This window comes from Brachyspira hampsonii (assembly GCF_001746205.1).
In the GTDB taxonomy this organism is placed as follows: Bacteria; Spirochaetota; Brachyspiria; order Brachyspirales; family Brachyspiraceae; genus Brachyspira; species Brachyspira hampsonii_B.
Window position 1 is genome coordinate 239,514 of the sequence record NZ_MDCO01000009.1, and the last position, 23,177, is coordinate 262,690.

The window sequence follows — 23,177 nt, forward strand, 5'->3', positions numbered from 1 at the left end:
TATAAAAGAACCAAAAGAACTACAAGCACTAATTGTTATCTTATATATTGTTGATGATTTACATATTTGGGTTATAATTGAAATATAATTTTTTAAGATTTTTTTATGATTATACTAGATATCAATGAAACAAGGTGTGCCAAAAAAAATATTATAGAATGTAAAACAGAAGATGAATTAATATTATATCTTAAATGTAATTTATTGTCTCAGGCTCTTAACAAAGGAAAAATTATAAAAGGTTATAGTATAGTTATTACAGATGTAGAAGAAAAAGACTATACCTTAAACATAGGAAGAATAAATAATGACAATGTTGAAGAAAAAATTCCAATTCCTTTTTGTTTAGAGAATGTAATTCAATATTTTAGTAAAAAAAAAGAAGGTAAATATGAATTAAACTATAATATTAATTTTGAAAATATTGTAATTTCTTATGGTCTATGCATTCAAAATCTTAATTTTAATGGTTCAGTATATTTTCGCAATACTACTTTGCAATCAAATCTTGGATTTTACGATTCTAATTTTAATAAACTATTAGTATTTTCATATTCTAATTTTTATCAACGTTTGCCGTTAGAGTTTGATAATATTGAATTTAATAATATGTTATCATTTGCATATTGTAATTTTGACTGCAGAGTTGAAATTAAGAATTCAAAATTTAATGGTATTTCATTTTTTATAAGAAATACATTCCATTCAATTTTAATATTTAGCAAAAAATGTGAATTAAATAATATTATTTGTTTTTATATATCTAATTTTAAATCAAATCTAGAATTCAAAAATACGACTATGAATACAATTATGTATTTTCGTGGTTCTACAATAAATAAATTGTTATTTAATAAAATTGAATTTAATGATAATAATTCTATTCTATCAATAGATAATAATTTTATAAAAAATAATTTTTATGATAGTTTATTTAATTATTTATTAGAAGATGAAAAAAAAGAAATATTAAAAGATGTAAATAAAAAGAATAATGAAATAAATAAAATGCATTTTTATAATATAAGAATAACAGGAAAAATTGATTTACAAAATATAGAAGTAGAAGAAGCAGATTTTAAAGGCTCTGTTATTAATGGAGGTTTAATCAATCCTGTTAATTTCAAAGTGCATAAATTTGCTAACCGTGAAAGTGCTTTATTTCTTAAACAGCAGGCTTATGCTAGAAACAATGCTATTGATGCATTAGAATATAAAGCCAAAGAAGTAGAACTACATAAAGATGATTTAATAAAAAATTGGAAAAATAATAAAAATCTAAAAACTTTAGGAGATATACTTTCCATTGAATTAAGTTCTATCTACAGCGACAATGGTCAGAATTGGGTTAAGGCTTTTATTATAACATTATTAACTAATTTAACTTTTTTTGGTTTTTATTTTTCAATTACAAATACTACTTGGCATTTTATATTATCAATATTTATAATTTTATTATTATCTGTAAAATTCATAAAAAAAGAAATGCAAATATATGTTTACTTATTAATATTAATTATATCAGGTATAGTGTTTGGAAAAGTACCATTAAAAATAATATATGATTTATCTATTGGGCAAAATTTAACAAGTAATTTTATATATAACTTCTTCTTTTTTTTAAATCCAACAGACTATAAAGGATTGGAAATATTACTAGGACAAAATTATATAAAACAATTTTTTTCAGGTATTTGTTATTTTTTAGGTAAAATTGCTTTCTGGTACGGCTCGGTGCAGACTGTTACTGCGTTTAGGAAATTTGCCAAAGGGTCTTAATTTATGTTATAATTAAAATATTAAATAATTTGAGGTTTATTAATGAATAAAAAATTTTTTGCATATATAGAATATGATAAGGAAACCAATGTTTATGTGGGATATATTCCTTCAATAGTAGGTGCTCATACACAGGCTGATACTTTGGAAGAATTACATATAAAATTAAAAGAAGTTCTGGATTTATGTCTTGAAGAGATGGATAGCGAAGATAAGAATTCTATTCCAGAGTTTGTAAAGGTAGAAGAAATAGAGCTGATATGAGTAAGCTGATTTTAAAAGATGCAAAAACTATAGAAAAATTGCTGATTTTATTAGGATTTATTAAACAAAGGCAAAAAGGAAGTCATGCTTTTTATAAACATGAAGACTGGAGATGTACTGTTATTCCTTTTCACTCAAGCAAGGTAATATCAAGACCTCTTATGAGAAAAATATTAAATGAGATAAATCTTGATGTAGAAGAATATAATAATTTGATAGAAAAACTGTAATAATCCAAATTATTTATTGATTAAAATATTTTGAAAGTATTTCATTAGCTATTTCTGATATTGAGGTTTCTGACTGCTTGGATAAAATTTTCAGTTCAGATAATGTTTTTTATCTAAACAAATTGGAATTTCTATATCTTCATTATTAATAAAAAATTTACCATTTTCAAAATCTGTAATTTTCTGAGCTTTTGAAAAATAGTATTCTTTTTTTATATCACTCATAATTTCCCCTATTATAGTATTTATTAATTTCATTCTTAGTTGCATATCTAGCTGATATGATTCTTATAACTTCTTCATTAGAATTTTTTATTCTGTATGTATGAACAACAACAACAACAACAATAAACTTTCTATTAATATTTACCATTGTAATAAATCTGTCCTCATAATTAGAATGTTCTTCATCTTTCATAATGATGGCATTTTTATCTGAAAAAACATATATTGCATCTTCAAATGAAATTTTATGTTTCTTTATATTTTTATAAGATTTTTATTGTTATCCCATTCAAATTTTATCATAATCTTATTTTATATTATTAAACTATAATATCAATAGTGATTAATATATTTGACTTCTTCTTAGGCAAATGCTTTATAATCAAATTTCTTTTTTTAGCTTCTCATATTCATCTATAGTGATATTTATGTCTTTTAAAATTTTTCTTATTAAGCCTCTTGTCAAATCTTCATTATGAACTGGAATGACTGTAGTAAGCCCTTTATTATTAATAAAAAATTTATGGCTTCCTTTTTGTCTTAATTCTTTGAATCCTAATAACATCAAAATCTTCATCATAGTCTTTGAATCACATATAGATAATTTGCTCATATACTAACTTCTACCCTGTCAGCTTTTATGAGTTTATTATATTTGTAATCATCTTTTAAATAGTTATGTTCTTCTTCAACTTCAAGACAAAGCTCTATAACTTCTTTTATTCTTACATAAAGCTCATCTATTGATTTTGCCTGAGTATAACAGCTTTTTAATGCAGGTACTGTTGCTATATACATTCCGTCTTCATCTTGTTCTATAATAATATTAAAATCATATTTAGACATATAAAATCCTATTAACAAATATTTTTTATTATATAGTTTTCTGATGATTATGCAATTATATAAATAATTTTTACTTCTTCTTAGGTAAATGCTTTATAATCTGACCTTCAAGCTGTATTGATTTTTGCTTGGCGTCATAACCCAAAATCTTGCCGTAAACTTCTATATAATTTTTAGCTTCTAATGTTACAGTTACATTCACTATTAAATCAGCTACACCAGCGATATCTTTGTCATTAGTATCGTAAATTAATATTCTTGCTTTCTTTTTAGGTATGCCGTCAATGTTAGTCTGAGTTACTCTGTTTACATCAGCTTTCCATTTCACATAGCCGCCATTGTATAGGTCATAATTCTCAGCTACTGTAAGATAACTAGGACTCTCTCTGAATATATTATAATCTGGTGCTATTACAAATTCTTTAAGCACTCTGAATCTCTCTTTTAAGTATTCGTTAATGTCGCTTTTTAATGCCCCATTTATTATCATAACCGCTTCATTAACAGATGCACTTCTCATATTGTTTTTAGCCTTGTCAAACATCTCTGCTACTTCACGCGGTGAGTATGTAGGGCTTTTGGCACTATCTGGAATCTTTCCGTCTTCAAGTCCCTCAAATAAGTAAACATTCTCAAGTTTTTCTCTTAACTCTTTTTGCTCTTTATCAAGAAGTACATATCTTATTTTAGGATATACTCTGTCTATTGTAATGTATGATAAAAATGTAAGTACAAATGCTATAGGTATGAGAACTAAAAATCTTGACATTGATAACTTTTTTTTGCCTAGTAAATATGCTCTTGGATTTATCTCATCGCCTTTTGCATTATTAGTTAAAAATCTTATTCTTTCTACATTGTCTTTTGCAATTCTATTTTCAGGATCTAAATCTAATATTCTGAAATACTCTCTCAATGCATTTTCTCTGTGTCCATTATGTAAACTAACATAAGCCTTGGCAAGCATAGCATTAAAACAAAAATTATCTTCTCTAAGTGCCTTTCTTGATAGTTCTTCAGCACCGTAAAAATCTTTTAAAAATATATCTGCAAATGAAAGCATAGCAAGGGCATCCGCATCATGAGAAATTTTAATTTTATTATTAAGAAGTAAATTTTTGGCTTTTTTATATTTCTTTTTTTTTATGAGAGTATATGCTCTGTCAGCTATTTTGCTTTTCATAGTATATATTATAATCCTAAAGTTAAAATGTTAACATAATTATCGATATTATGATAACTTTTATTAGCATTTTTTTATTATGTAAACTTTTTTGCTATAATTTGTTAATTTATAGTGATAAAAGTTTATTTTTTTGTTGACAAAAAGATAATATAATATATTTTATTGCAAAATTAATTGCGGATAAAACCATGAAACTTTTTAATAATAGAATAATGATAATTTTGATAATTTCTATAATGATATTGTCATGCGGCGGCAATGAGAACACATCAAAAAAATCATCTTTGGTAATATATTCACCTTCATCAAGAGATTTTATAGATCCGTTAATAGAAGATTTCAAAAGTAAAAACCCAAATATAGAAGTAGAACTAATAATAGCCGGAACAGGTGAATTAATAAAAAGAATAGAAACAGAAAAAAATGATCCATTATGCGATATTTTAATGGCAGCTAATATTAATTTGGTAAAGAATAATCAGGATTTATTTGAAAATTACACATCAACAAATGAAAATGAAATACTATACAGCTATAAAAATGCAGAAGGCTCTATGACAAGATTTATGATTAGCCCAAGCGTATTAATAGTAAATACTAATCTCGTAGGAAATATCAATATAGAAGGATATTCTGATTTAACTAATGAACAATTAAAAGGAAAAATAGCCTTTAATGATCCTTCATCTTCATCATCATCTTTTAAACATTTAGTTACTATGTTATATACAATGGGAAAAGATGATATTAATAAAGGCTGGGATTATGTTAATAAATTATGCTATAATTTGGATGGAAAATTACTTACAGGTTCTTCGGCAGTATATAAAGGTGTTGCTGACGGAGAATATACTGTAGGACTTACATTTGAAAATGCTGCTGCCAATTATGCTGCTTCTGGTTCGCCTGTAAAATTGGTATATATGAAAGAAGGCGTTATAATGGAGCCTGCTGGTATTTATATAATAAAAAATGCTAAAAATATGGAAAATGCTAAAAAGTTTTTGGATTATATGACTAGCTTTGATACTCAAAAGAAAATGAATGATGAGCTTAATGCAAGAGCTGTAAGAAAAGATTTGGGAAGTTCTCCTATATTAGTTGATATAAAAAATATCAATGCCATTACTTCAAATGAAGAATTAGAATATATAGATAATTTTGTAAAAGAAAATCAGGAAAATTGGCTTGAAAAATTTAAAAATATAATTACAGATAAATTATAAAAAATAAAAACGAGGGTAAAAATATGAAAAATATCATTAAATTACTTTTAGTATCTTTGATTGCAGTAATATTAATTTCTTCATGTTCTAGTAAGAAAGAGGAAAACATGAATAGTTTAGTAATATATACTCCTGCCACTAGATTTTTTATTGACAGACTTGTAGAAGAATTTAATAAAAAAAATCCGGACATAAATGTAGAAATTATTATAGCAGGTACCGCTGAAATAATAAAAAGAATAGAAGCTGAAAAAAATGATCCTTTAGGCGATATATTTTTTGCCGCTAATGAAAATATATTAAAATATAATTCAGAGCTTTTTGAAGATTATGTTACAACAAATTATGATAATATATATGAGGATTACAGAAGTAAAGAAAAATACATAACAGGCTTTATGCTTAGTCCAAGCGTATTGATAATAAATACAAATTTAATAAAAGACATAAAAATAGAAGGCTATGCTGATTTGCTTAATCCGTCTTTGAAAGGTCAAATAGCATTTAATGATCCTACTACTTCATCATCATCTTTTGAACAGTTAGTTAATATGCTTTATGCTATGGGTAATGGCAATCCTGAAAATGGATGGGATTATGTAGAAAAATTATATGCCAATTTGGACGGTAAACTTTTAAGCAGTTCTTCTGCAGTATATAAAGGTGTTGCTGACGGAGAATATGCTGTAGGACTCACATTTGAAAGTGCCGCTGCCAACTATATACATACAGGTTCTCCTATAGATGTTATATATATGAAAGAGGGTGTACTAACTAAAGCACATTCTATGGCTATAATAAAAAATGCTAAACATTTGGAAAATGCTAAAAAGTTTGTAGATTATGTAACAAGCTATGATGCACAAAAAATCATCAATGATGAATTATTCACAAGAGCGATAATAAAAAATTTAGAAGGTTCTCAAATACTTATGCCTCTTGAAAATATAAATGATATAAAAGAAGATGAAGAAATGGTTGATAAAAATAAAGATGCTTGGCTTGAAAAATTTAAAAATATAGTTACAGGCATTTAAAATATTTATATACATTTCTAGTTATTGCAAAGCATGAAAAATGTTTATAGTTAATAATTTTTCATTAAAATATATTTTTATTTTCAGAATATATAATATTAAAAATAGAAAATTATTATGAAAAACAAAATTAAAACTATATTAAAAAAAATGGACTTTTGGACATATATTACTATAATAATAACATTTATTTTTGCTTTATTTTTAATTTATCCATTATTTTCATTATTTTTAAGCAGTTTTAAAGATGTAAAAACTGATGCTTGGACATTAAATAATTTTATAAGATTTTTCACTAAAAAATATTATTACAGTACATTAATAAATAGTTTTGCCGTAACAACTTCTGTAACTATACTTGCCGTATTAATAGGTACAATTTTAGCATACTGCATGAAGATGTATAATTTAAAAGGTAAGCAAATAATAGAAATTCTAATAATTATATCTATGATGTCTCCGGCATTTATAGGAGCTTATTCTTGGATACTTCTTCTTGGAAGAAATGGTGTTATTACCAGATTTTTCTCATATATAGGTATTAATATACCAACTATATATGGTTTTGGCGGAATACTTTTAGTTTTTTCTTTGAAATTATATCCATTTATATTTATGTATATTTACGGAGCTTTGGGCAAAATTGATAATATACTTTTAGAAGCTTCTGAAAACTTGGGAGCTTCTAGTTTTGTACGAAATATGACTGTAACTATACCATTAATAAAACCGACTATAGTTTCAGCGGGATTAATTGTATTTATGAATGCATTGGCTGATTTTGGAACACCTATGCTCATAGGAGAAGGATACAGAACTATGCCTACTATGATATATTCGGAATTCATAAGCGAAGTAGGAAGTAATGCTAATTTTTCAGCATCTATGTCTGTTATAATGGTAATAATCACAACTATGATGTTTATATTTCAAAAATATATTGTAAACAAAAGATCATATTCTATGAATTCTATGAACAGCATAAAATCAAAAAATATAAAAGGTGTAAAATCTATATTAATTCATAGCATAATATATATTTTAGTTTTTATTTCTATACTTCCTCAAATTACAGTAATATATACTTCATTCTTAAAAACAAACAGATCCGTTTTTACAAATCAATTTTCTTTTGAAAGCTATGCAGCAATATTTCACTCCCTAACTTCTTCAATAAAGAATACATATATATATGGAATAATAACAATATTAATAATAATAGTTATAGGAATGCTCACAGCATATATAACAATCAGAAAAAAGAATATATTTACTAACATAATAGATACAGTATCAATGTTCCCATACATAATACCAGGATCTGTACTTGGAATAACTTTTTTAACAGCATTCAATAAACCTCCAATAATATTAACAGGAAGCTCCATAATTATTATTATATCATTAGTAATAAGAAGACTCCCTTATACTTTAAGATCAAGCTCTGCTATACTTTATCAAATAAATAAAAATGTTGATGAAGCTTCTATAAGTTTGGGGGCTTCAGAAATAAAAACTTTTTTTAATATAACAGCAAAATTAATGCTTTCAGGCGTATTATCAGGAGCAATACTCAGCTGGATAACAGTTATTAATGAATTAAGCTCATCTGTTATTCTTTATACAACCAAATCAAGAACTATGTCTGTAGCAATTTATCAAGAGGTTATAAGGGCTAGTTACGGAACTGCAGCTGCACTTTCTACAATACTTACTATCACAACCATTATATCGCTTATTATATTTTTTAAAATCAGCAGTAAAAAAGAAATTACATTATAATAATATAACATGCTATTTATTTGTATTATATGTAATATAAAAAATAAGTTTATTAAATTTATATTATTTATTTTTTTAATATTTTAAAAATTTATATTGACAAAAACCATATATAGTATACTATACATTATAGATTGTTTTTATTTTTTATCATATGTTTTCTTAAAAAGCCTACCATAATAAACCCCATTTATTATATGGTAGGTATTTTTTTATTCTTATATCATTTATTAATACTAAGTAAAAACTCCCTAGCAACAAATATGCTAAATACAACAAGTATAGCAGCACTTATCCCCGCACTTATATAAGGATTAATTCCAAATAATAATGATATTATAGCCGTAGTAACTATTGACAGCACTATAATAATTATTTCAAATATGATAAGGAGAAATAATCTCTTTTTATTTATATGTTTTTTCTCTTCAGGTTTTTTGTATGGTATTGGTTTTCTCATAATTACCTTCCGTTTATTAATTTTTAATAATTTGTATCTATATCTAAAGAAGCTCTGGATATCCAAGTTTCATCTTTACCATTAACTTCAACTTGTAAATATCCTTCTTCAGTTATTCCTTTTACATAAGCATATATTTCAGTATTATCTTTTATAGCCTTTATGGTTTTTCCTATCATTTTACTATACTCTTTAAAATATTCTGATAACTTTTTACTTCCTGTATAAATATCTTCAAAATAATAAATCAAATCTTTATAAAAACTTTCTAATTTAGCCTTTTTATTAGTTTCTATATACAATGAAGTAGCTTTATTTCTTATACTCAAATCAAAATCTTCCATTCTTTGATATAAATTAACTCCCGTCCCTATAACACATGCATTTGTATTTTCAAAAGATGTAACTTGTATAAGTGTTCCTGATATTTTTTTATTATCTACCAAAACATCATTAGGCCATTTAACATGAGCATCAACATTATATTTTTCTCTTAAACATTTACTCAATGCTATACCCGGCAGAAAACTTAAAGCCTCTTTTTTATAAGGAGAATAAACTAAAATACTAAACCATAATCCTAAATTATTATTAGATTCCCATTTATTACCATAGCTGCCCTTTCCTGATGTCTGTACTAATGCTATATATACACTGCCCTCTTCCAACTTCATACCATTATTCAAATCTTCTATCATTTTTTTATTTGTACTTTCTAATGATTCAAATAATAAAGTATTTTGTCCGTATATTTTAGTATTTAAATTTTCTGTAAATATGTTAACTTTCATTTTTTTATTATATAATTAAATAATCATTATATCAATATTATGATAACTATATTTTAGTATTTTTATTTATTGACTTTTATATAATATTAGAGTAGCATATTATGCGATAATACTATTAATAGTTATAAATCAATTAAAAAAAGATGTTATAAAAATAAAAAAAATACTAATATTAATGATGATTATTTCTTCAATACTCTTTGTATCATGAGCTAATTCTTCAAAAACATCTGAAACTGAAAACAAACCAATATATGTTGGAATAGATGTTGATTTTACTCCTTTCGGATATTTAAATAGTGACGGACAAATAGGCGGATTTGATTATAGTATAATGAGTGAGATTGCAAAATTATCAGAATTGAATGCAGAGTTTGTTCATATGCAGTTTAATTTTTTATTAAATTAAGCTGCATAGATTTTTTATAGGATCTTTATAGTTTTTATAAACATATTAAAAACTTAGAAATGTTTATATACTAAACTGCATTATCATAAAGTTAATAAAATGTATTATAATAAAAACATCAATAAAATAGTTTAAGAGAAAATAAGAAACAAAGAGAATGAGTTAAAATTATATAAAAATAATTATCATATATAAAATCAAAACTCCTCAATATTTTTTATAATACTGAGGAGTTTTATGCATTACAGCAAATATTTTTTACTGTAATGTTACAACATAATTCCATTGAGGAACAGGATATCTTCCTGCTTTTCCAACTGATCTGCCGTTAGCATCTGTAATTTCTGCTTCGGCATATAATAAGTATCTTCCTTTAGGCAAATAATTTCCGCTTGCAGAAGTTCTTCCTGCGAAGTAGAATTGTGTTTGAGCCTGTCCGTCCAATACATATATTTTAGGCAAATAGAATACTAAATCTCTGCTTAATATATTATAATTATTATCTACTCTTCTAGCATATACTCTTATTTTAGCATATTTTCCTTCAGCAGGAGATTTTACTGCTAAAGTTATTAAAACAGGGTTATTTCTAGTAGCAACAAATCTGTCATTATAATTAATAATGAACGAACTTATTCTTACATTTGTTTCTGCAGAAACTGCTGTATCCATCATCATATTATTATTAGGTCTAAGAGTATTAGAACTTGTTACTAAAACAGTATTTTCAGTATTATAAGTATAAGCTGAACCGCTATTGTTTGGCTTAGCTTCAGAAGGTCTTATATCTGGTATATCAAGATTGTTTCCAGCCTCATACAATCCATTATCTGTAAGATTTATAGAAGAATCTTTATTTGTTGACTTAGTATTAGTATTATTATCTGATAATATAGTATTATTCGTAGCTAAGAAATCTTTTTCTTCAGGGGTTATATCCTCACCGAATATATCATCTGTTGTTAAAGTATCTTCAGGCATATCATTAGTATCAGAAGCCCCAAAATCTAGAACAGGTATATTACTGCTGCTCAATATACTTTTAGTAATAAAAAAACCCGCAGCTAAAACTACAAGTAATATTACTATTATAATTATAGGTTTTAATTTTGCTTTCATTTCGTTAGACATAAATTCCCATCCATGATTATAAATTATTATATTAATTTTTCGGTAAAAATATAAATTGTTTAATAAAAAAATATAATTATAAGATGAAAATTATTTAATCCCATAAGAAACTTTTTAATTCTTTAGATAAATTAAGCCCAGCAAGTTTCTTTATAGCCTTTATTTGAATTTGTCTTACCCTTTCTCTTGTAATGTTTAATTCTTTTCCTGTATCTTCAAGAGTTTTAGCTTCTTTTCCGTATAATCCGTATCTTGATATAATTACTGTCCTTTCTTTTTCATCTAAACATTTAAGTGCCTCTGTTAAAGTATCTCTCAGACTATCCATAAATGCTTTCTGATGCGGTGAAGGGAAATTTTTATCTTCTATAATAGAAGTCATATCATTATTATCAGAATTTCTGAAAAAAGAATCAACACTCGCAGTATCCTGAGTAAATATCATTATATACGATAGAGTTTTTCTATCTATTTTCATTTCTTTAGCTATTTCATCTATTGTAGGATCTCTGCCTAATTTCTGAGTAAGTATTTTTGAAGTTTGTATGCTCTTTTTTATCAGCCTTGCTATATGCATAGGAAATCTAATAATATGCCTTTTACTTGATATTTCTTTAACTATGCTCTGCTTTATCCACCAAACACCGTAAGTAGAAAATTTAAATCCTTTTTTATATTCAAATCTTTTGACAGCCTCTATAAGACCTATATTACCCTCGTCTATAATATCAATAAAAGGTACTCCGCTGTTATAATATCTCTTTGCTATGCTTATTACGAGTCTCAAATTAGATTTTACAAGTTTATGCTGTATAGAATCTATTTCTTTATCTATCTCTTCTATCTTTTTTAAAGACTCCTCATCATCATTATTTTCCAATGCGGCTCTATTATCCCGGCAAACTTCAAGACGCTGCCATAAATCAAGTTCTTCTTCTTTAGTGAGTCTTCTTATTTCACCTATTTGCTTTAAATATACGCTAACAGGTCCCTTATACTCTTGATTAATATCTTTTTTTAACAATTACTTTCCCTAAAACAAAAAAACATTACTATTAGGATATAAGATTTTTCTAAATTGTCAAGTATATAATATATATTTAATTATAAAGGACAATCAAATATACGAGCATTCCTAACATTTTCTAAATATCTAATAAATATATAAAAAATTATAGGGTCAATCTTTATATCATATCCTAAAAAATTCTCATACATATAAGATATTACATCATTCACTATATTTCCCGAACTATCCTTAGATATTCTAGCATATAAACTATCATAAGAATCTACTATCTCCAAAGCTTTGGCAGGAAAATATGATAATGCAGTTAAATTATCAATATCATTAGCATCATAAGTTAATATGTTTTCTATATTATTATAACTCTTATTTGCAAACTGTTTATTATACATATTTGTAAATGTACCATATCCATTTCCATAATATTCATGATGAAGTCCTACTGTAGTATATGTATATTCATTCTGTGCCATACAGTATTTAAGTAAATTGAATCCTAATACAGCATGATTATCTCCTTCATTACTGCTAACTATAGGAATATTAGGAAGTATGTCTACAAGTGCTATATCATGCCAAAAAGCAGCCCTAGCATAATACTTTATCTCGTTTTGCTCTATTTTTCTAAAACCTACTTTAGATATATCTTCTATTCTATCTGCTTTGGTAAGTAAATTATATTTTTTGCCTATTTCATTATAATAGGAATAATATTTCTTCTTATAATCTACCCTTAATTTAGAAGCTACGCCTCTTGATATCTCTTCATTATAATAATATAAAAACTCTACCATCATAACAAATACTCTGTTGCTATGGCATATTACATTATCATCTTTAAATGATGAAATATTATTGAATATAACTGTATCACTATGCTCTTTATCTAATATATTAACTATAGTGCCTATAATATCTGCAAAAAGAAGATCATCTTTCTTAACATTTTGATAGTTTTTTAAGTCCGATATATTATTCTGTTTTATATAATTCAAATGGTATATTAAATTTAATCTTTCTATAATGCCTATATCTGTTAAAATATTACCTATTAATTTCGCTAATTCCAAATCTATTTTATTCTGCGTTATAAATAATTTTAATTTATTAAATAATTCTTTTAGATAATCTATTCTTTCTATATTTCTTATTGAAATTAATTCGTTAAAATGGCTATCATAATATTCTTTATCCGTTTCAAATTTACAGTTTTTATACAATGAATAAAAAATATTAATATCATGTATATCGGCATGCTGTTTATTTAAATCTATATTTAATTGATTGCCTATTATTGACATTAATGATTTATCTACATAAATTGAAGATTTCTTAATATATTCAGATTCATCTAATTGCAATAAAACATCTTCTATCTGTTCACAAGGTACTACACTCAATATACCATCTTCATTAATAATAATAATATCCAACCTCATATCTTTTATGCTGTCAATATTATTCTTTATTTTCTGCAAATCTATTAAAGAATATTTTTTTAAATCTACTATCATATAACATTCCATTAACAAATTATACTTGATAATATTTTATATTATTTTACATTAATTACTAGTTTATTTTTATTTTTTTAAATAATTTTTTATGTTGATATTTATACGATTTTTGTTATATTAACGGTGTGGCATTAAATAAAAATGAAAAGAGAAGTAATATTATTTATTCTTATTAGTATGTACTTATTTTTATACGATAATTTTATTCCTAAAAAGTCAGTTTATTTTATAAATGACTGTTTTAATTGTAAAAATATAATAAATATATATGAAACAGCTGAATTTTATGAAGTAATATTAAATGATAATATAGTAATACATTTTGATTTAGATTGTACAGAAAACTTATGATGCTAATTAAAAATAAAAACAAGAGGAAACATGAACAAAAAAATAATATTATTATTTTTAACAGTGTCTATTTTCGCATACGCTGATGGAATGTATATTGCCCCAAATCAACTGCCAAGCAATATACTTCAGTTTATAAAAACATATTTTCAAAATACTAATATAATTTATGCTGAAATGGACAGAAAAACTTATGAAATAGCATTAGATAATGGAGTAGAAATAGAGTTCTTTAGAAATGGGGATTTAAAAGAAATAGAAGGAAATTATACTGCTTTGCCTTCAAATATACTTCCTCAATCTGTATCAAATACGGTAGCAAAAACATATCCTAATACTGTAATAACGAAAATAAAAAAGAAATGGAATATATACGAAGTAAAGCTAAATAATATGATGGAGCTTTATATAGATGCCGGCAGCGGACAGCTTTTAGGACAGAAATTTGATGATTAAAATATAAGTATAAAAATTGGAGAGATCATGATAAAAAAACATTATATTATAATATATCTATTAATTATAATATTAACTATTTCTAATAATGTTTATCCTATAAGGCATGGACTTGATTTTAATGTTAATGTGCCTATAGGAATGGGTATAATGATTCCGCATGGAAATATACCTCAATATAAACCATCAGGAAATGAAGTAAATTTTCAAGGCGGCGTTGGTATAGGATTAGGATATTACTTAGGGATAAGTGATTTAGTGAGCATGAGTTTTTTAGGTACTTTTTCTTATTCATATAATAAAATAAGCATTCATAAAAATAATATAGATATGAATTATATTTATGAGGCTAATTCACTTACTTTTGGAGGAATGCCTAAGGTTTATATAGGAGATTTCTCTTTAGGTTTGGATATAGGGATAAGACTTCCTTTAGGTCCTTGTATAACATTACGATATAAAGGAACAGATTATAATTTAGGAGGAAACCTAAAACCTAGAACATATTTAAAGTTTGTAGCCGATTATAATATATTTTTCAGAGAAGACATGGCTATAGCTATTGGATTATATTTAGGATATGATTGGGGATTTAGGCTTATAAATAAAGATATACCAGAAATTACAAAAGGCGAAGCGTATGGCAATTTAGATTTAGGGATACAAATAGCTTATAGATATGCTTCTTTCTTCAGATAGAAAATAATAAATTTTAAACCACGCGTTAAACTAGTTCTGTAAATAGAGATAAACAATAATTATAATATAAACTATAAATTTTTTAATATTTTTACCGCGTGATGTTAAAGTCCATAAATTAAAAAAAGTTTGGGCGGGTATCTTTTTACAGTTTAAGTTTTAAATATAAATAAAATTATTTACTTCAAATATAGTTATAAAGTTTAAAGGGCGGGATTTAAAATAAATTACAAAAAATAAAAAGGCTGCAATCTATAAAAATTACAGCCTATTATAAATTATTTATTTATATCTTTGCCCAAATAATTGTCCGTTTTCAGAGATTAATAATTCCATGCCATTGTTTAATTTTACTTTATAATTACCCCATTCTCTTTTTATTTTCACTACTATAGATTGAGGATATGTATTTTTTATAGTGCTTAAAACACTTCTTGGTATAATATTTTCAGGAACTCCATTATATTTTCCATCTACATTAACCCATTCTCCAGAATATGAAAAATCTATTTTCACCCCATTTGATAATGTTACTTTATATCCACCCTCTTTACTGCTTTTTAATTTAAAAACTTGGGTATTAGGGTAAGCAGATTTGATAAAGGACATAGTTTTTTGTGATATGTTATTATCATACTGACCATAATACTGAGATAATGCAGTGATTTGCAAAACGAAAATCAATGCAATAGTCATAATAATAATATTCTTTTTCATATTCATAATATGAACTCCTTAAATTTATTTGGTTTATTAGACGAGTTTTTATATAAAAAGTTCCCAATAAAATAAAAAAAATTTGATTTAAAATTGAAAAAGGCTCAAGTATTAAAACTCAAGCCTTTTATTATTTTTTTATAAATTATATATTTTTTAAGATTTATAATTTAAGCATTAATTTACTCATTCTGCTGGCAAATAGTTTTGGATCTTCAAGAGGAAGTCCTTCAAGTATACATGCTTCATCATATAAAAGCTCGCTGTATTCTTTGAAAAGTTCTGAAACTTTATTTTCATTATATTCTTTTTCTATAGCTTTGAAAACATCATGAGAAGTATTAATTTCTAATACCCTTTCAGGCTTCATACCAAACATGTTATTTCCTGTTTCAGCCAAAACTTTAGCCATATTAAAACTAATAGAATCCTCTTTATTTGATAAACAAACAACGCTCTCTTTAAGTCTGTTAGTCTCTCTTACTTCTGCAACTTTACCGGAACCTAATACATCTTTTATAGCATTAAGAACTTCTTTGTTGGCACTGTCTTTGTTTTCATCTTTATTTTCAGAATTATCAGCCTGAAGTATAGAATGAAGTTTAGTACCGTCAAACTCTCTCATCATATTAATCATAAACTCATCTACTCTGTCAGTAAAGTATAACACTTCATAGCCTTTCTCTTTCATTCCTTCCATGTGAGGAAGTTTTTCTATAGCAGATTTATCCTTAGCAGCAGCATAATATATAAACTCCTGACCTTCTTTCATTCTTGATTTGTATTCTGCTAATGTAGTATAATCTCCTTCTGCTGTACTAGAAGATTCAAATAACAAAAGATTTGCAAGTTTATCTTTTTTGCTGAAATCAGAGTATATTCCTATTTTGATAGATTCACCGAACTCTTTAAAGAATTTCTCATATCTTTTTCTATCGTTTTTGAGTATATTTTCTAAAGCATCTAAAATTTTCTTTTCAACATTAGAAGATATTCTCTTTAATTGAGTGCTATGCTGCAAAATCTCTCTTGAAATATTAAGTGAAAAGTCTGGAGAATCAACTAATCCTCTTACAAATTTTAAATACTCTGGAAGTAAGTCTTTGCATTTACTCATTATAAATACATTTCTTGAATAAAGTTCAAGTCCTCTTTCAAAATCAGGGTGTAAGAAATTGAAAGGAGCTTTTGAAGGTATAAATAAAAGTGCAGTATACTCTATAGTACCTTCTGCTTTAGTATGTATAACCTCGAAAGGATCAGCATAATCATGAAAATGCTCTTTATAAAACTCATTATATTCTTCTGGCTTAACATCGCTTTTTGATTTCTGCCATATACTAATCATAGAGTTAATAGTTTTCTCCTCATACTGCTGAACTTCTTTTTCGTCCTTTTTAGGTATAGGCATATCCATAACTATAGGATAATGAACATAATTAGAATATTTATGTATTAAACTTTCTAAAGTATATTTATTGCAGTAATCATCATCGATAAAACCGTCTTCTTCTAGTTTTTCATCTTTTCCTTTTAATTTTAAAATAATCTTAGTTCCTCTGTCAGTTTTATCAATATCTTCTATGGAGTAAGAGCCGTCTCCATTACTTTCCCAACGAACACCTTTTTCACTATCAACATGTTTTGTTTCTATTACGATATTATCAGCAACCATAAAAGCAGAGTAAAAACCAACACCAAACTGCCCTATCAAATCAATTCCGCTTTCTTTTGATGCTTCTTTATCTTTCTGTATTTTTTCTAAAAACGCCTTAGTACCGCTTCTGGCAATAGAACCTATATTATTAATAACATCCTCTCTAGTCATACCGATACCATTATCCTGAATGGTTAGAGTTCTGTTTTGTTCATCTGTATCTATTTTTATTCTTAAATTATCTATATCTTTATATTTATCGCTGTTTGTTATAGATTCAAATCTTGCTTTATCTAATGCATCGCTTGCATTTGATATAAGCTCTCTTAAAAATATTTCTTTATGAGTGTATATAGAATGCACCATTAAATTTAATATTTGTTTAGTTTCGGCTTCAAAATTTAGTATTTGTTTTTCTGCCATAATATAAACTCCTTCATTTATAAAAAATTCTTTATAGGTTAAAGATAAAATATAATAAAGTAAAATTAGAATATATAAAGTCTATATATATAAAAGTTAAAAATCAAAAAAGTAAAAAGTTTGTGAATATTTTACAATTATAATAAAAATTTAAAAAAAAGCAAATATTTTATAACTATAAATTTTGATTATTTATATAATATTTTATATACTATATATCATAATAAGATATTTTGGGTAAAAAATGTATACTATTTTAGAATTGATACTTCCTATATTTGTTTTGATAGCATTCGGTAAAATATTAAGACATTTCAATATAATCAGTAATGAAGGAATAAAAACTATAAAAAATTTGGCAGTTAATTTATTTCTTCCATTTACTTTTTTTAATATTATTATTCATGGCACATTTAATAAAGATTCTATAGTATTAATAATAGCTGGTTTTATAATTATATTTGCTGCATATTTATTAGGCTTTTTGTATAAGCCATTGTTTACAGATGATATAAGAGAATATGTTCCTTACACAAATACCTGTATTGAAAGCGGAATGTTTGCTTTAGCTGTACTTAATATGATTATAGGAAAAGATAATCTTTTTCAAATAATACAGATGGATATGGTAAATAATATATTTGTTTTTACAGTAGTTACAACAGGATTGACTTTAATATCTGGAAATAAGCAAAGTTCCAAACAAATAATAAAATCTATATTCACAAGCCCAATAATAATAAGCCTTATATTGGGTATAATAGGAGCTTTATTTAATTTGGGAGAAAAAATTGATAATTCAAATTTGGCATCTACATACAATAGAATAATATCTTTTTTAACAGAACCTTTATCTCCTATGATATTAATATGTATAGGTGCCGAACTTGAATTTGAAATAGATATATTCAAAAAAGCAATTAAATTATTCTTTGTAAGATTTGCTACTATGGCTTTATTAATATCATTAACTTTATTTGTTATGTCAAAAATAATCACTGTAAATTCAATTCTTGTAAAGTCTATGATTATATATTTTCTATCTCCGTCGCCTTTCATACTATTAATGTACACCAATAATGAAAAAATTAATAAATTTATATCCGGTTTCTTGTCGCTTCAAATTATAATGTCATTGATATTCTGTATAGTTATTAGTTTTATTTAATTTTAAAATTGAAAAATAATAAAATTTTTTAAAAAATGTTAGAATATACTAACAAAACTATTGACAATTTTTAGTCTATATGTTAGAATACTCTAACAATAGGAGATTGAATGTTTGATAAATTAATTATTGACCATTGTGCACCTGCTTTATCAGGTATAAAAATAGCTAATATATTTACTTATGAATATAAAAATAAAGAAGAACTTAATAAAAAAGTTTCTTTATACAACAATATTCTAAACAAAAGAGGTATAAATGTAGGTGTAATAAAACACTATGATAATAAGGCTGTAATTTATGTTTATAACAAAAAAGCGTTAGAAAATTATTTATTAGATGATAATATTTTTAAGTTTTTGAAAAATTACGGATATAGGTCAAAAAATATATATGAAAGCATAGAGATTTTAAAGAGAAGAATGCAGTATTCTAAAACATTTCCACATGAAATAGGTATATTTTTAGGCTATCCGCTTATAGATATAAACGGCTTTATAAATAACTATGGAAAAAATAGTTTATATACAGGATATTGGAAAGTGTATCATAATAAAAAGGAAGCTCTAAAAACTTTTGATAATTATAATAGATGCAGAACTTTTTATATAAATACATTTTTAAGAGGAAAGGGCATTTTGGAGATAATGGACGATTACAAACTTCATTCTTTATAATAATAAAAATTGTTCGCTAAAAATATATAGCAAATGACGCTGTCCGCCTTTGGCGAATTTGCTATATGCTCACAATTTTTATATTTGGCTTTATAAATAAAAATTATTATTTATTACATAAGGAGGTAATAAGATGAGTGATAAAATAGGAGTAATAATATATTGGAGCGGCACAGGTAATACTGAGTTAATGGCTCAAAATGTAAAAAAAGGCATAGAAAATGCAGGAGGAGAAGCTGATATTTTTAGTGTATCAAGTTTCGATGCTGGAAATATAAACAACTATTCAAAAATAGCATTAGGCTGTCCTGCTATGGGTTCTGAAGTTTTAGAAGAGTCAGAATTTCAGCCTTTTTATGATTCTATAAGAGGAAGTTTATCAGGCAAAAAAGTTGCTTTATTCGGCTCTTATGATTGGGGCGATGGCGAATGGATGAGAACTTGGCAGGAGGATGTAAGTTCTGCAGGTGCTTCTTTAGTTAAAGACGGACTTATCGCAAATCTCACTCCAGATGATAATGCTGTAAGTGAATGTGTGAGTTTGGGAGAAGCATTAGTAAAAGCATAAATAAATAAAAATAAATCCTAAAAGATAGAGGCATTAGCTTATAAAAAGTTAATGCCTCTTGTTATTTCTTAATCAAAATTATAATATCTATAGGATATTCTATTAATAGAATTTAATATTAATAATATCAGTATAACGATAAAATCATAAATATCAAAGTAAATTTATTCATTTAAAATCCTCTAAAATATCTTCAATACTCACTTTTTCAACACAAGGTTTTCCGATAAATTCTAAAAATACAAAATTGATTTTATCATCGCTTCTTTTTTTATCAAGTTTAATAGCCTCTTTCAAATCTATATTATCAGGTATAGCTATAGGCAAAGAAAATGCCTTCAATATATTTTTAGCTCTTTCTAATATATTTTTATCTTTTGTTATACATTTTTTAATGCCGTACTCTATGGCAAAAATCATGCCTATAGCAACAGCTTCACCATGAAGCAATACACCATAACCTGCAGCATTCTCTACACTATGACCTATAGTATGTCCGAAGTTCAAAAACATTCTCTCTTTCTGCTCTTTATAGTCTATCTCTACAATATGAGCCTTTAATTCACAGTTTCTTTTTAATATAAAGTCCATATCCAATTCAGCATTATTGTAACAGTGATCCTCTATAAGTTCTAAAAGTTTTTCATCAAATAAAAATGCATGCTTTATCACTTCAGCCATTCCTTCATTGAACTCCCTTTTAGGAAGGCTTAATAAAGTATTGCTGTCTATTATAACAAGTTTAGGGCTATGAAAAGCACCTACTAAATTCTTACCCTCTTTTATATTAATTCCTGTTTTTCCGCCAACAGAAGAATCCACACATGCAAGCAAAGTAGTAGGAATCTGCACAAAATCAATACCCCTCATCCAAGAAGCAGCAGCATATCCAGCCATATCCCCTACTACACCGCCTCCTAATGCTATTATTATATCTTTACGGCTTAATTCATTTTTGGCAAGCGAAGAAAAAATATCAATTATACTTTCTATATTTTTATTTGCCTCCCCATGAGTAAGTACACATACTGAAGTTATAATATTTTCTTTTTCCAAACTTTCTTTTACTATATCAGTATAAAGTTTATTTACTATATCATCTGTAACTATTAAAGCTCTTTTTCCTCTTAGTATATTTTTTACCAATTTTCCTGTTTCTTTTATTAATCCCTTCTGAACTAAAATATCATAATTAATATTTACATCATTTTTTATTTTTACTTCTACTTTTTTATTCATAGCATTAAAATCCATTATTTTTTATATTTTATCTATTATAAATCATTTTCAAAAATAAAAAAACATTAAATTGTATTTTATAATAACTAAAAAGTTTATTATATTTTTATATAAAATTAATATAAAAAACAAACTTTCATAATGTAAAAATCATATTTGAATATTTATAAACTTGACAATAAAAACTATTTGACTATAATTTAAAAGTCATTATTAGGAGTATATGTAAATGAAAAGATTTATTATTTTATTATTAGTATTGTTATCATCTTCTGTATTATTGTATACGCAAAGAAAAATAAATTCTATGGGTGTGGCACTTTATAGATATGATGACAGTTATATGAAATATTTAAAGCAATACATAGAAAAAAATATAAATAAAAATACTTCTCTGATTATGGCAGACTCTTACAATAGCCAATCAACTCAAAATGGTCAAATAGATATGTTCTTACAAAAGAATGTAAGTCTATTAGCTATAAATTTGGTAGATAAAACACAAGCCCAGAAAGTATTGGATAAAATAAGTATAAATAATAAGCCTATAATATTTTTTAATAGAGATCCCGGATTAGAAGTTCTCAGAACTTATGATAAAGTTTGGTATATAGGAGGAATAAGTGAAGAAGCAGGAAATGCTCAGGGCAGAGTAATAGCAGAAAGCTGGAAAGAGAGAATGAATTGGGATAAAAATCAGGACGGTAAAATACAATGCGTAATATTAAAAGGGGATTTGAATGATAATGATACAATAAATAAAACAGAATACATGAAAAAATACATAGCCTCTAACAATATAACATTAAATATTTTGGCAGAAGTTTCAGCCAATGGAAAAAGAAATGAAGCGGCAAAAGTAATGCAAAATATAATATATAAATATGGGGATAAAATAGAATATATTATATGCAATAATGATAATATGGCATTGGGAGCATTAGATACATTAAAAGAATTTGGATATAACAACAGCAGCCGAATGCTAAATTATATTCCTATAGTTGGGATAGACGGAATACCTGAATGTTTGGAAGAAATAAACAATTATGGGATATTTGCAACAGTTATGCAGAACCCTTCCATACAGGCACAGGCTTTATGTTCTGTTTCAAGCAATATTATCAATGGAAAATCCCCTTTGGAAGGATTGCATTTCAATTTTTACAATAATAGATACATTGTTATACCATATATACCTGTAACTAAATATAATATAGATACTGCAATAAAAATATATAAATAAATTATATTTTTTCATAATTTAATTTGACTTATATATTTTTTTTTAATAAACTAGGATATTATTATA

Annotated in this window: 26 protein-coding genes and 1 pseudogene; 14 read left to right on the top strand and 13 right to left on the bottom strand. The window is 25.6% G+C overall.

What is annotated here, in order from left to right:
* Window positions 1-105 precede the first annotated feature (105 nt).
* From BFL38_RS06255 to BFL38_RS06265, 3 genes are read left to right on the top strand one after another with little or no spacing between them, the layout of a single operon-like run.
* Complete coding sequence (locus BFL38_RS06255; RefSeq protein ID WP_069726251.1) at window positions 106-1,779, top strand: hypothetical protein; 1,674 nt, start codon at window positions 106-108, stop codon at window positions 1,777-1,779.
* Window positions 1,780-1,821: 42 nt separating this feature from the next.
* A complete protein-coding gene (locus BFL38_RS06260; protein ID WP_069726252.1) occupies window positions 1,822-2,043 on the top strand; it encodes a type II toxin-antitoxin system HicB family antitoxin in 222 nt (73 codons plus the stop codon).
* Complete coding sequence (locus BFL38_RS06265; protein ID WP_069726253.1) at window positions 2,040-2,273, top strand: type II toxin-antitoxin system HicA family toxin; 234 nt, start codon at window positions 2,040-2,042, stop codon at window positions 2,271-2,273. The genes BFL38_RS06260 and BFL38_RS06265 overlap by 4 nt, the downstream gene beginning before the upstream one ends.
* A gap of 90 nt (window positions 2,274-2,363) precedes the next feature.
* Here the strand turns inward: BFL38_RS06265 and BFL38_RS15440 are convergent, their stop codons facing one another.
* The 5 genes from BFL38_RS15440 to BFL38_RS06290 all read right to left on the bottom strand — a co-directional run bounded on the left by BFL38_RS15440 (window position 2,364) and on the right by BFL38_RS06290 (window position 4,527).
* On the bottom strand, window positions 2,364-2,498 hold the full coding sequence (locus BFL38_RS15440) for a hypothetical protein (protein WP_256097210.1): 135 nt from the start codon (window positions 2,496-2,498) through the stop codon (window positions 2,364-2,366).
* On the bottom strand, window positions 2,491-2,757 hold the full coding sequence (locus tag BFL38_RS06275) for a BrnT family toxin (RefSeq protein WP_218070524.1): 267 nt from the start codon (window positions 2,755-2,757) through the stop codon (window positions 2,491-2,493). The genes BFL38_RS15440 and BFL38_RS06275 overlap by 8 nt, the downstream gene beginning before the upstream one ends.
* 123 nt (window positions 2,758-2,880) lie before the next feature.
* Entirely contained in the window at window positions 2,881-3,111 is a 231-nt protein-coding gene (locus tag BFL38_RS06280; RefSeq protein WP_069726254.1) for a type II toxin-antitoxin system HicA family toxin, read from the bottom strand.
* Entirely contained in the window at window positions 3,108-3,344 is a 237-nt protein-coding gene (locus BFL38_RS06285; RefSeq protein ID WP_069726255.1) for a type II toxin-antitoxin system HicB family antitoxin, read from the bottom strand. Before BFL38_RS06285 ends, BFL38_RS06280 begins: the two co-directional genes overlap by 4 nt.
* A 70-nt stretch (window positions 3,345-3,414) precedes the next feature.
* Window positions 3,415-4,527, bottom strand: a complete 1,113-nt coding sequence (locus tag BFL38_RS06290) for a tetratricopeptide repeat protein (protein ID WP_069726256.1) — start codon at window positions 4,525-4,527, stop codon at window positions 3,415-3,417.
* 191 nt (window positions 4,528-4,718) lie between these two features.
* On the opposite strand from BFL38_RS06290, the gene BFL38_RS06295 reads away from it, so the two are divergent.
* The 3 genes from BFL38_RS06295 to BFL38_RS06305 all read left to right on the top strand — a co-directional run bounded on the left by BFL38_RS06295 (window position 4,719) and on the right by BFL38_RS06305 (window position 8,575).
* Window positions 4,719-5,756: an ABC transporter substrate-binding protein gene (locus BFL38_RS06295; RefSeq protein WP_069726257.1), complete on the top strand. Its 1,038-nt coding sequence runs from the start codon at window positions 4,719-4,721 to the stop codon at window positions 5,754-5,756.
* Window positions 5,757-5,779: 23 nt separating this feature from the next.
* Window positions 5,780-6,793, top strand: a complete 1,014-nt coding sequence (locus BFL38_RS06300; protein ID WP_069726258.1) for an ABC transporter substrate-binding protein — start codon at window positions 5,780-5,782, stop codon at window positions 6,791-6,793.
* A gap of 117 nt (window positions 6,794-6,910) precedes the next feature.
* Window positions 6,911-8,575 (top strand): ABC transporter permease, encoded by a 1,665-nt coding sequence (locus BFL38_RS06305; RefSeq protein ID WP_069726259.1) that lies wholly within the window; start codon window positions 6,911-6,913, stop codon window positions 8,573-8,575.
* Between the two features lie 223 nt (window positions 8,576-8,798).
* Here the strand turns inward: BFL38_RS06305 and BFL38_RS06310 are convergent, their stop codons facing one another.
* Together BFL38_RS06310 and BFL38_RS06315 are read right to left on the bottom strand one after the other, a co-directional pair.
* The gene (locus BFL38_RS06310) at window positions 8,799-9,035 is read right to left on the bottom strand and encodes a hypothetical protein (RefSeq protein ID WP_069726260.1); all 237 of its coding nucleotides are present in this window, start codon (window positions 9,033-9,035) and stop codon (window positions 8,799-8,801) included.
* A 23-nt stretch (window positions 9,036-9,058) separates the two neighbouring features.
* Complete coding sequence (locus BFL38_RS06315) at window positions 9,059-9,826, bottom strand: biotin--[acetyl-CoA-carboxylase] ligase (protein ID WP_069726261.1); 768 nt, start codon at window positions 9,824-9,826, stop codon at window positions 9,059-9,061.
* Between the two features lie 154 nt (window positions 9,827-9,980).
* On the opposite strand from BFL38_RS06315, the pseudogene BFL38_RS15845 reads away from it, so the two are divergent.
* Window positions 9,981-10,229: pseudogene (locus tag BFL38_RS15845) on the top strand (transporter substrate-binding domain-containing protein); the annotation flags it as partial.
* 264 nt (window positions 10,230-10,493) lie between these two features.
* On the opposite strand, the gene BFL38_RS06320 reads toward BFL38_RS15845, so the two are convergent.
* The 3 genes from BFL38_RS06320 to BFL38_RS06330 form a co-directional block, all read right to left on the bottom strand.
* A complete protein-coding gene (locus BFL38_RS06320) occupies window positions 10,494-11,366 on the bottom strand; it encodes a hypothetical protein (protein WP_069726262.1) in 873 nt (290 codons plus the stop codon).
* Between the two features lie 94 nt (window positions 11,367-11,460).
* Window positions 11,461-12,390 (bottom strand): sigma-70 family RNA polymerase sigma factor, encoded by a 930-nt coding sequence (locus BFL38_RS06325; protein ID WP_008724121.1) that lies wholly within the window; start codon window positions 12,388-12,390, stop codon window positions 11,461-11,463.
* 80 nt (window positions 12,391-12,470) lie between these two features.
* Window positions 12,471-13,907 carry a hypothetical protein gene (locus BFL38_RS06330; RefSeq protein ID WP_069726263.1) on the bottom strand — a complete coding sequence of 479 codons (1,437 nt, stop codon included), beginning with the start codon at window positions 13,905-13,907 and terminating at the stop codon, window positions 12,471-12,473.
* A gap of 144 nt (window positions 13,908-14,051) precedes the next feature.
* Here BFL38_RS06330 and BFL38_RS06335 point away from each other — a divergent pair, with 144 nt between their 5' ends.
* From BFL38_RS06335 to BFL38_RS06345, 3 genes are read left to right on the top strand one after another with little or no spacing between them, the layout of a single operon-like run.
* Window positions 14,052-14,261 (top strand): hypothetical protein, encoded by a 210-nt coding sequence (locus BFL38_RS06335; RefSeq protein ID WP_256097211.1) that lies wholly within the window; start codon window positions 14,052-14,054, stop codon window positions 14,259-14,261.
* A gap of 30 nt (window positions 14,262-14,291) precedes the next feature.
* Window positions 14,292-14,717, top strand: coding sequence for a PepSY-like domain-containing protein (locus tag BFL38_RS06340; RefSeq protein ID WP_069726264.1), 426 nt, complete (start codon window positions 14,292-14,294; stop codon window positions 14,715-14,717).
* Between the two features lie 27 nt (window positions 14,718-14,744).
* On the top strand, window positions 14,745-15,416 hold the full coding sequence (locus BFL38_RS06345) for a hypothetical protein (RefSeq protein ID WP_069726265.1): 672 nt from the start codon (window positions 14,745-14,747) through the stop codon (window positions 15,414-15,416).
* 282 nt (window positions 15,417-15,698) lie between these two features.
* Here the strand turns inward: BFL38_RS06345 and BFL38_RS06350 are convergent, their stop codons facing one another.
* Both BFL38_RS06350 and htpG read right to left on the bottom strand, forming a co-directional pair.
* Window positions 15,699-16,139, bottom strand: a complete 441-nt coding sequence (locus tag BFL38_RS06350) for a PepSY-like domain-containing protein (protein ID WP_256097212.1) — start codon at window positions 16,137-16,139, stop codon at window positions 15,699-15,701.
* Between the two features lie 157 nt (window positions 16,140-16,296).
* Complete coding sequence (htpG, locus tag BFL38_RS06355; RefSeq protein ID WP_069726266.1) at window positions 16,297-18,213, bottom strand: molecular chaperone HtpG; 1,917 nt, start codon at window positions 18,211-18,213, stop codon at window positions 16,297-16,299.
* Window positions 18,214-18,457: 244 nt separating this feature from the next.
* Here htpG and BFL38_RS06360 point away from each other — a divergent pair, with 244 nt between their 5' ends.
* From BFL38_RS06360 to BFL38_RS06370, 3 genes are all read left to right on the top strand, one after another.
* Window positions 18,458-19,381: an AEC family transporter gene (locus tag BFL38_RS06360; protein ID WP_069726267.1), complete on the top strand. Its 924-nt coding sequence runs from the start codon at window positions 18,458-18,460 to the stop codon at window positions 19,379-19,381.
* 110 nt (window positions 19,382-19,491) lie between these two features.
* The gene (locus BFL38_RS06365; RefSeq protein WP_069726268.1) at window positions 19,492-20,058 is read left to right on the top strand and encodes a DUF3793 family protein; all 567 of its coding nucleotides are present in this window, start codon (window positions 19,492-19,494) and stop codon (window positions 20,056-20,058) included.
* Between the two features lie 133 nt (window positions 20,059-20,191).
* The gene (locus tag BFL38_RS06370) at window positions 20,192-20,626 is read left to right on the top strand and encodes a flavodoxin (RefSeq protein ID WP_069726269.1); all 435 of its coding nucleotides are present in this window, start codon (window positions 20,192-20,194) and stop codon (window positions 20,624-20,626) included.
* Window positions 20,627-20,794: 168 nt separating this feature from the next.
* Here BFL38_RS06370 and aroB read toward each other — a convergent pair whose 3' ends face one another.
* A complete protein-coding gene (gene aroB, locus BFL38_RS06375; RefSeq protein WP_438357068.1) occupies window positions 20,795-21,880 on the bottom strand; it encodes a 3-dehydroquinate synthase in 1,086 nt (361 codons plus the stop codon).
* A gap of 214 nt (window positions 21,881-22,094) precedes the next feature.
* On the opposite strand from aroB, the gene BFL38_RS06380 reads away from it, so the two are divergent.
* A complete protein-coding gene (locus BFL38_RS06380) occupies window positions 22,095-23,111 on the top strand; it encodes a galactose ABC transporter substrate-binding protein (RefSeq protein ID WP_069726271.1) in 1,017 nt (338 codons plus the stop codon).
* Window positions 23,112-23,177: the final 66 nt, after the last annotated feature.

What these genes read in the sequence shown, in the direction of transcription:
- BFL38_RS06305 (WP_069726259.1), top strand. Translation starts at nt 6,911, where the DNA reads ATGAAAAACAAAATTAAAACTATATTAAAAAAAATGGACTTTTGGACA.
- BFL38_RS06320 (WP_069726262.1), bottom strand. Translation starts at nt 11,366, where the DNA reads ATGTCTAACGAAATGAAAGCAAAATTAAAACCTATAATTATAATAGTA.
- BFL38_RS06330 (WP_069726263.1), bottom strand. Translation starts at nt 13,907, where the DNA reads ATGATAGTAGATTTAAAAAAATATTCTTTAATAGATTTGCAGAAAATA.
- BFL38_RS06345 (WP_069726265.1), top strand. Translation starts at nt 14,745, where the DNA reads ATGATAAAAAAACATTATATTATAATATATCTATTAATTATAATATTA.
- BFL38_RS06310 (WP_069726260.1), bottom strand. Translation starts at nt 9,035, where the DNA reads ATGAGAAAACCAATACCATACAAAAAACCTGAAGAGAAAAAACATATA.
- BFL38_RS06295 (WP_069726257.1), top strand. Translation starts at nt 4,719, where the DNA reads ATGAAACTTTTTAATAATAGAATAATGATAATTTTGATAATTTCTATA.
- BFL38_RS06260 (WP_069726252.1), top strand. Translation starts at nt 1,822, where the DNA reads ATGAATAAAAAATTTTTTGCATATATAGAATATGATAAGGAAACCAAT.
- BFL38_RS06265 (WP_069726253.1), top strand. Translation starts at nt 2,040, where the DNA reads ATGAGTAAGCTGATTTTAAAAGATGCAAAAACTATAGAAAAATTGCTG.
- BFL38_RS06335 (WP_256097211.1), top strand. Translation starts at nt 14,052, where the DNA reads ATGAAAAGAGAAGTAATATTATTTATTCTTATTAGTATGTACTTATTT.
- BFL38_RS06370 (WP_069726269.1), top strand. Translation starts at nt 20,192, where the DNA reads ATGAGTGATAAAATAGGAGTAATAATATATTGGAGCGGCACAGGTAAT.
- BFL38_RS06350 (WP_256097212.1), bottom strand. Translation starts at nt 16,139, where the DNA reads ATGAATATGAAAAAGAATATTATTATTATGACTATTGCATTGATTTTC.
- BFL38_RS15440 (WP_256097210.1), bottom strand. Translation starts at nt 2,498, where the DNA reads ATGAGTGATATAAAAAAAGAATACTATTTTTCAAAAGCTCAGAAAATT.
- BFL38_RS06290 (WP_069726256.1), bottom strand. Translation starts at nt 4,527, where the DNA reads ATGAAAAGCAAAATAGCTGACAGAGCATATACTCTCATAAAAAAAAAG.
- BFL38_RS06285 (WP_069726255.1), bottom strand. Translation starts at nt 3,344, where the DNA reads ATGTCTAAATATGATTTTAATATTATTATAGAACAAGATGAAGACGGA.
- BFL38_RS06380 (WP_069726271.1), top strand. Translation starts at nt 22,095, where the DNA reads ATGAAAAGATTTATTATTTTATTATTAGTATTGTTATCATCTTCTGTA.
- BFL38_RS06365 (WP_069726268.1), top strand. Translation starts at nt 19,492, where the DNA reads ATGTTTGATAAATTAATTATTGACCATTGTGCACCTGCTTTATCAGGT.
- BFL38_RS06360 (WP_069726267.1), top strand. Translation starts at nt 18,458, where the DNA reads ATGTATACTATTTTAGAATTGATACTTCCTATATTTGTTTTGATAGCA.
- BFL38_RS06340 (WP_069726264.1), top strand. Translation starts at nt 14,292, where the DNA reads ATGAACAAAAAAATAATATTATTATTTTTAACAGTGTCTATTTTCGCA.
- htpG (WP_069726266.1), bottom strand. Translation starts at nt 18,213, where the DNA reads ATGGCAGAAAAACAAATACTAAATTTTGAAGCCGAAACTAAACAAATA.
- BFL38_RS06255 (WP_069726251.1), top strand. Translation starts at nt 106, where the DNA reads ATGATTATACTAGATATCAATGAAACAAGGTGTGCCAAAAAAAATATT.
- aroB (WP_438357068.1), bottom strand. Translation starts at nt 21,880, where the DNA reads ATGGATTTTAATGCTATGAATAAAAAAGTAGAAGTAAAAATAAAAAAT.
- BFL38_RS06300 (WP_069726258.1), top strand. Translation starts at nt 5,780, where the DNA reads ATGAAAAATATCATTAAATTACTTTTAGTATCTTTGATTGCAGTAATA.
- BFL38_RS06280 (WP_069726254.1), bottom strand. Translation starts at nt 3,111, where the DNA reads ATGAGCAAATTATCTATATGTGATTCAAAGACTATGATGAAGATTTTG.
- BFL38_RS06315 (WP_069726261.1), bottom strand. Translation starts at nt 9,826, where the DNA reads ATGAAAGTTAACATATTTACAGAAAATTTAAATACTAAAATATACGGA.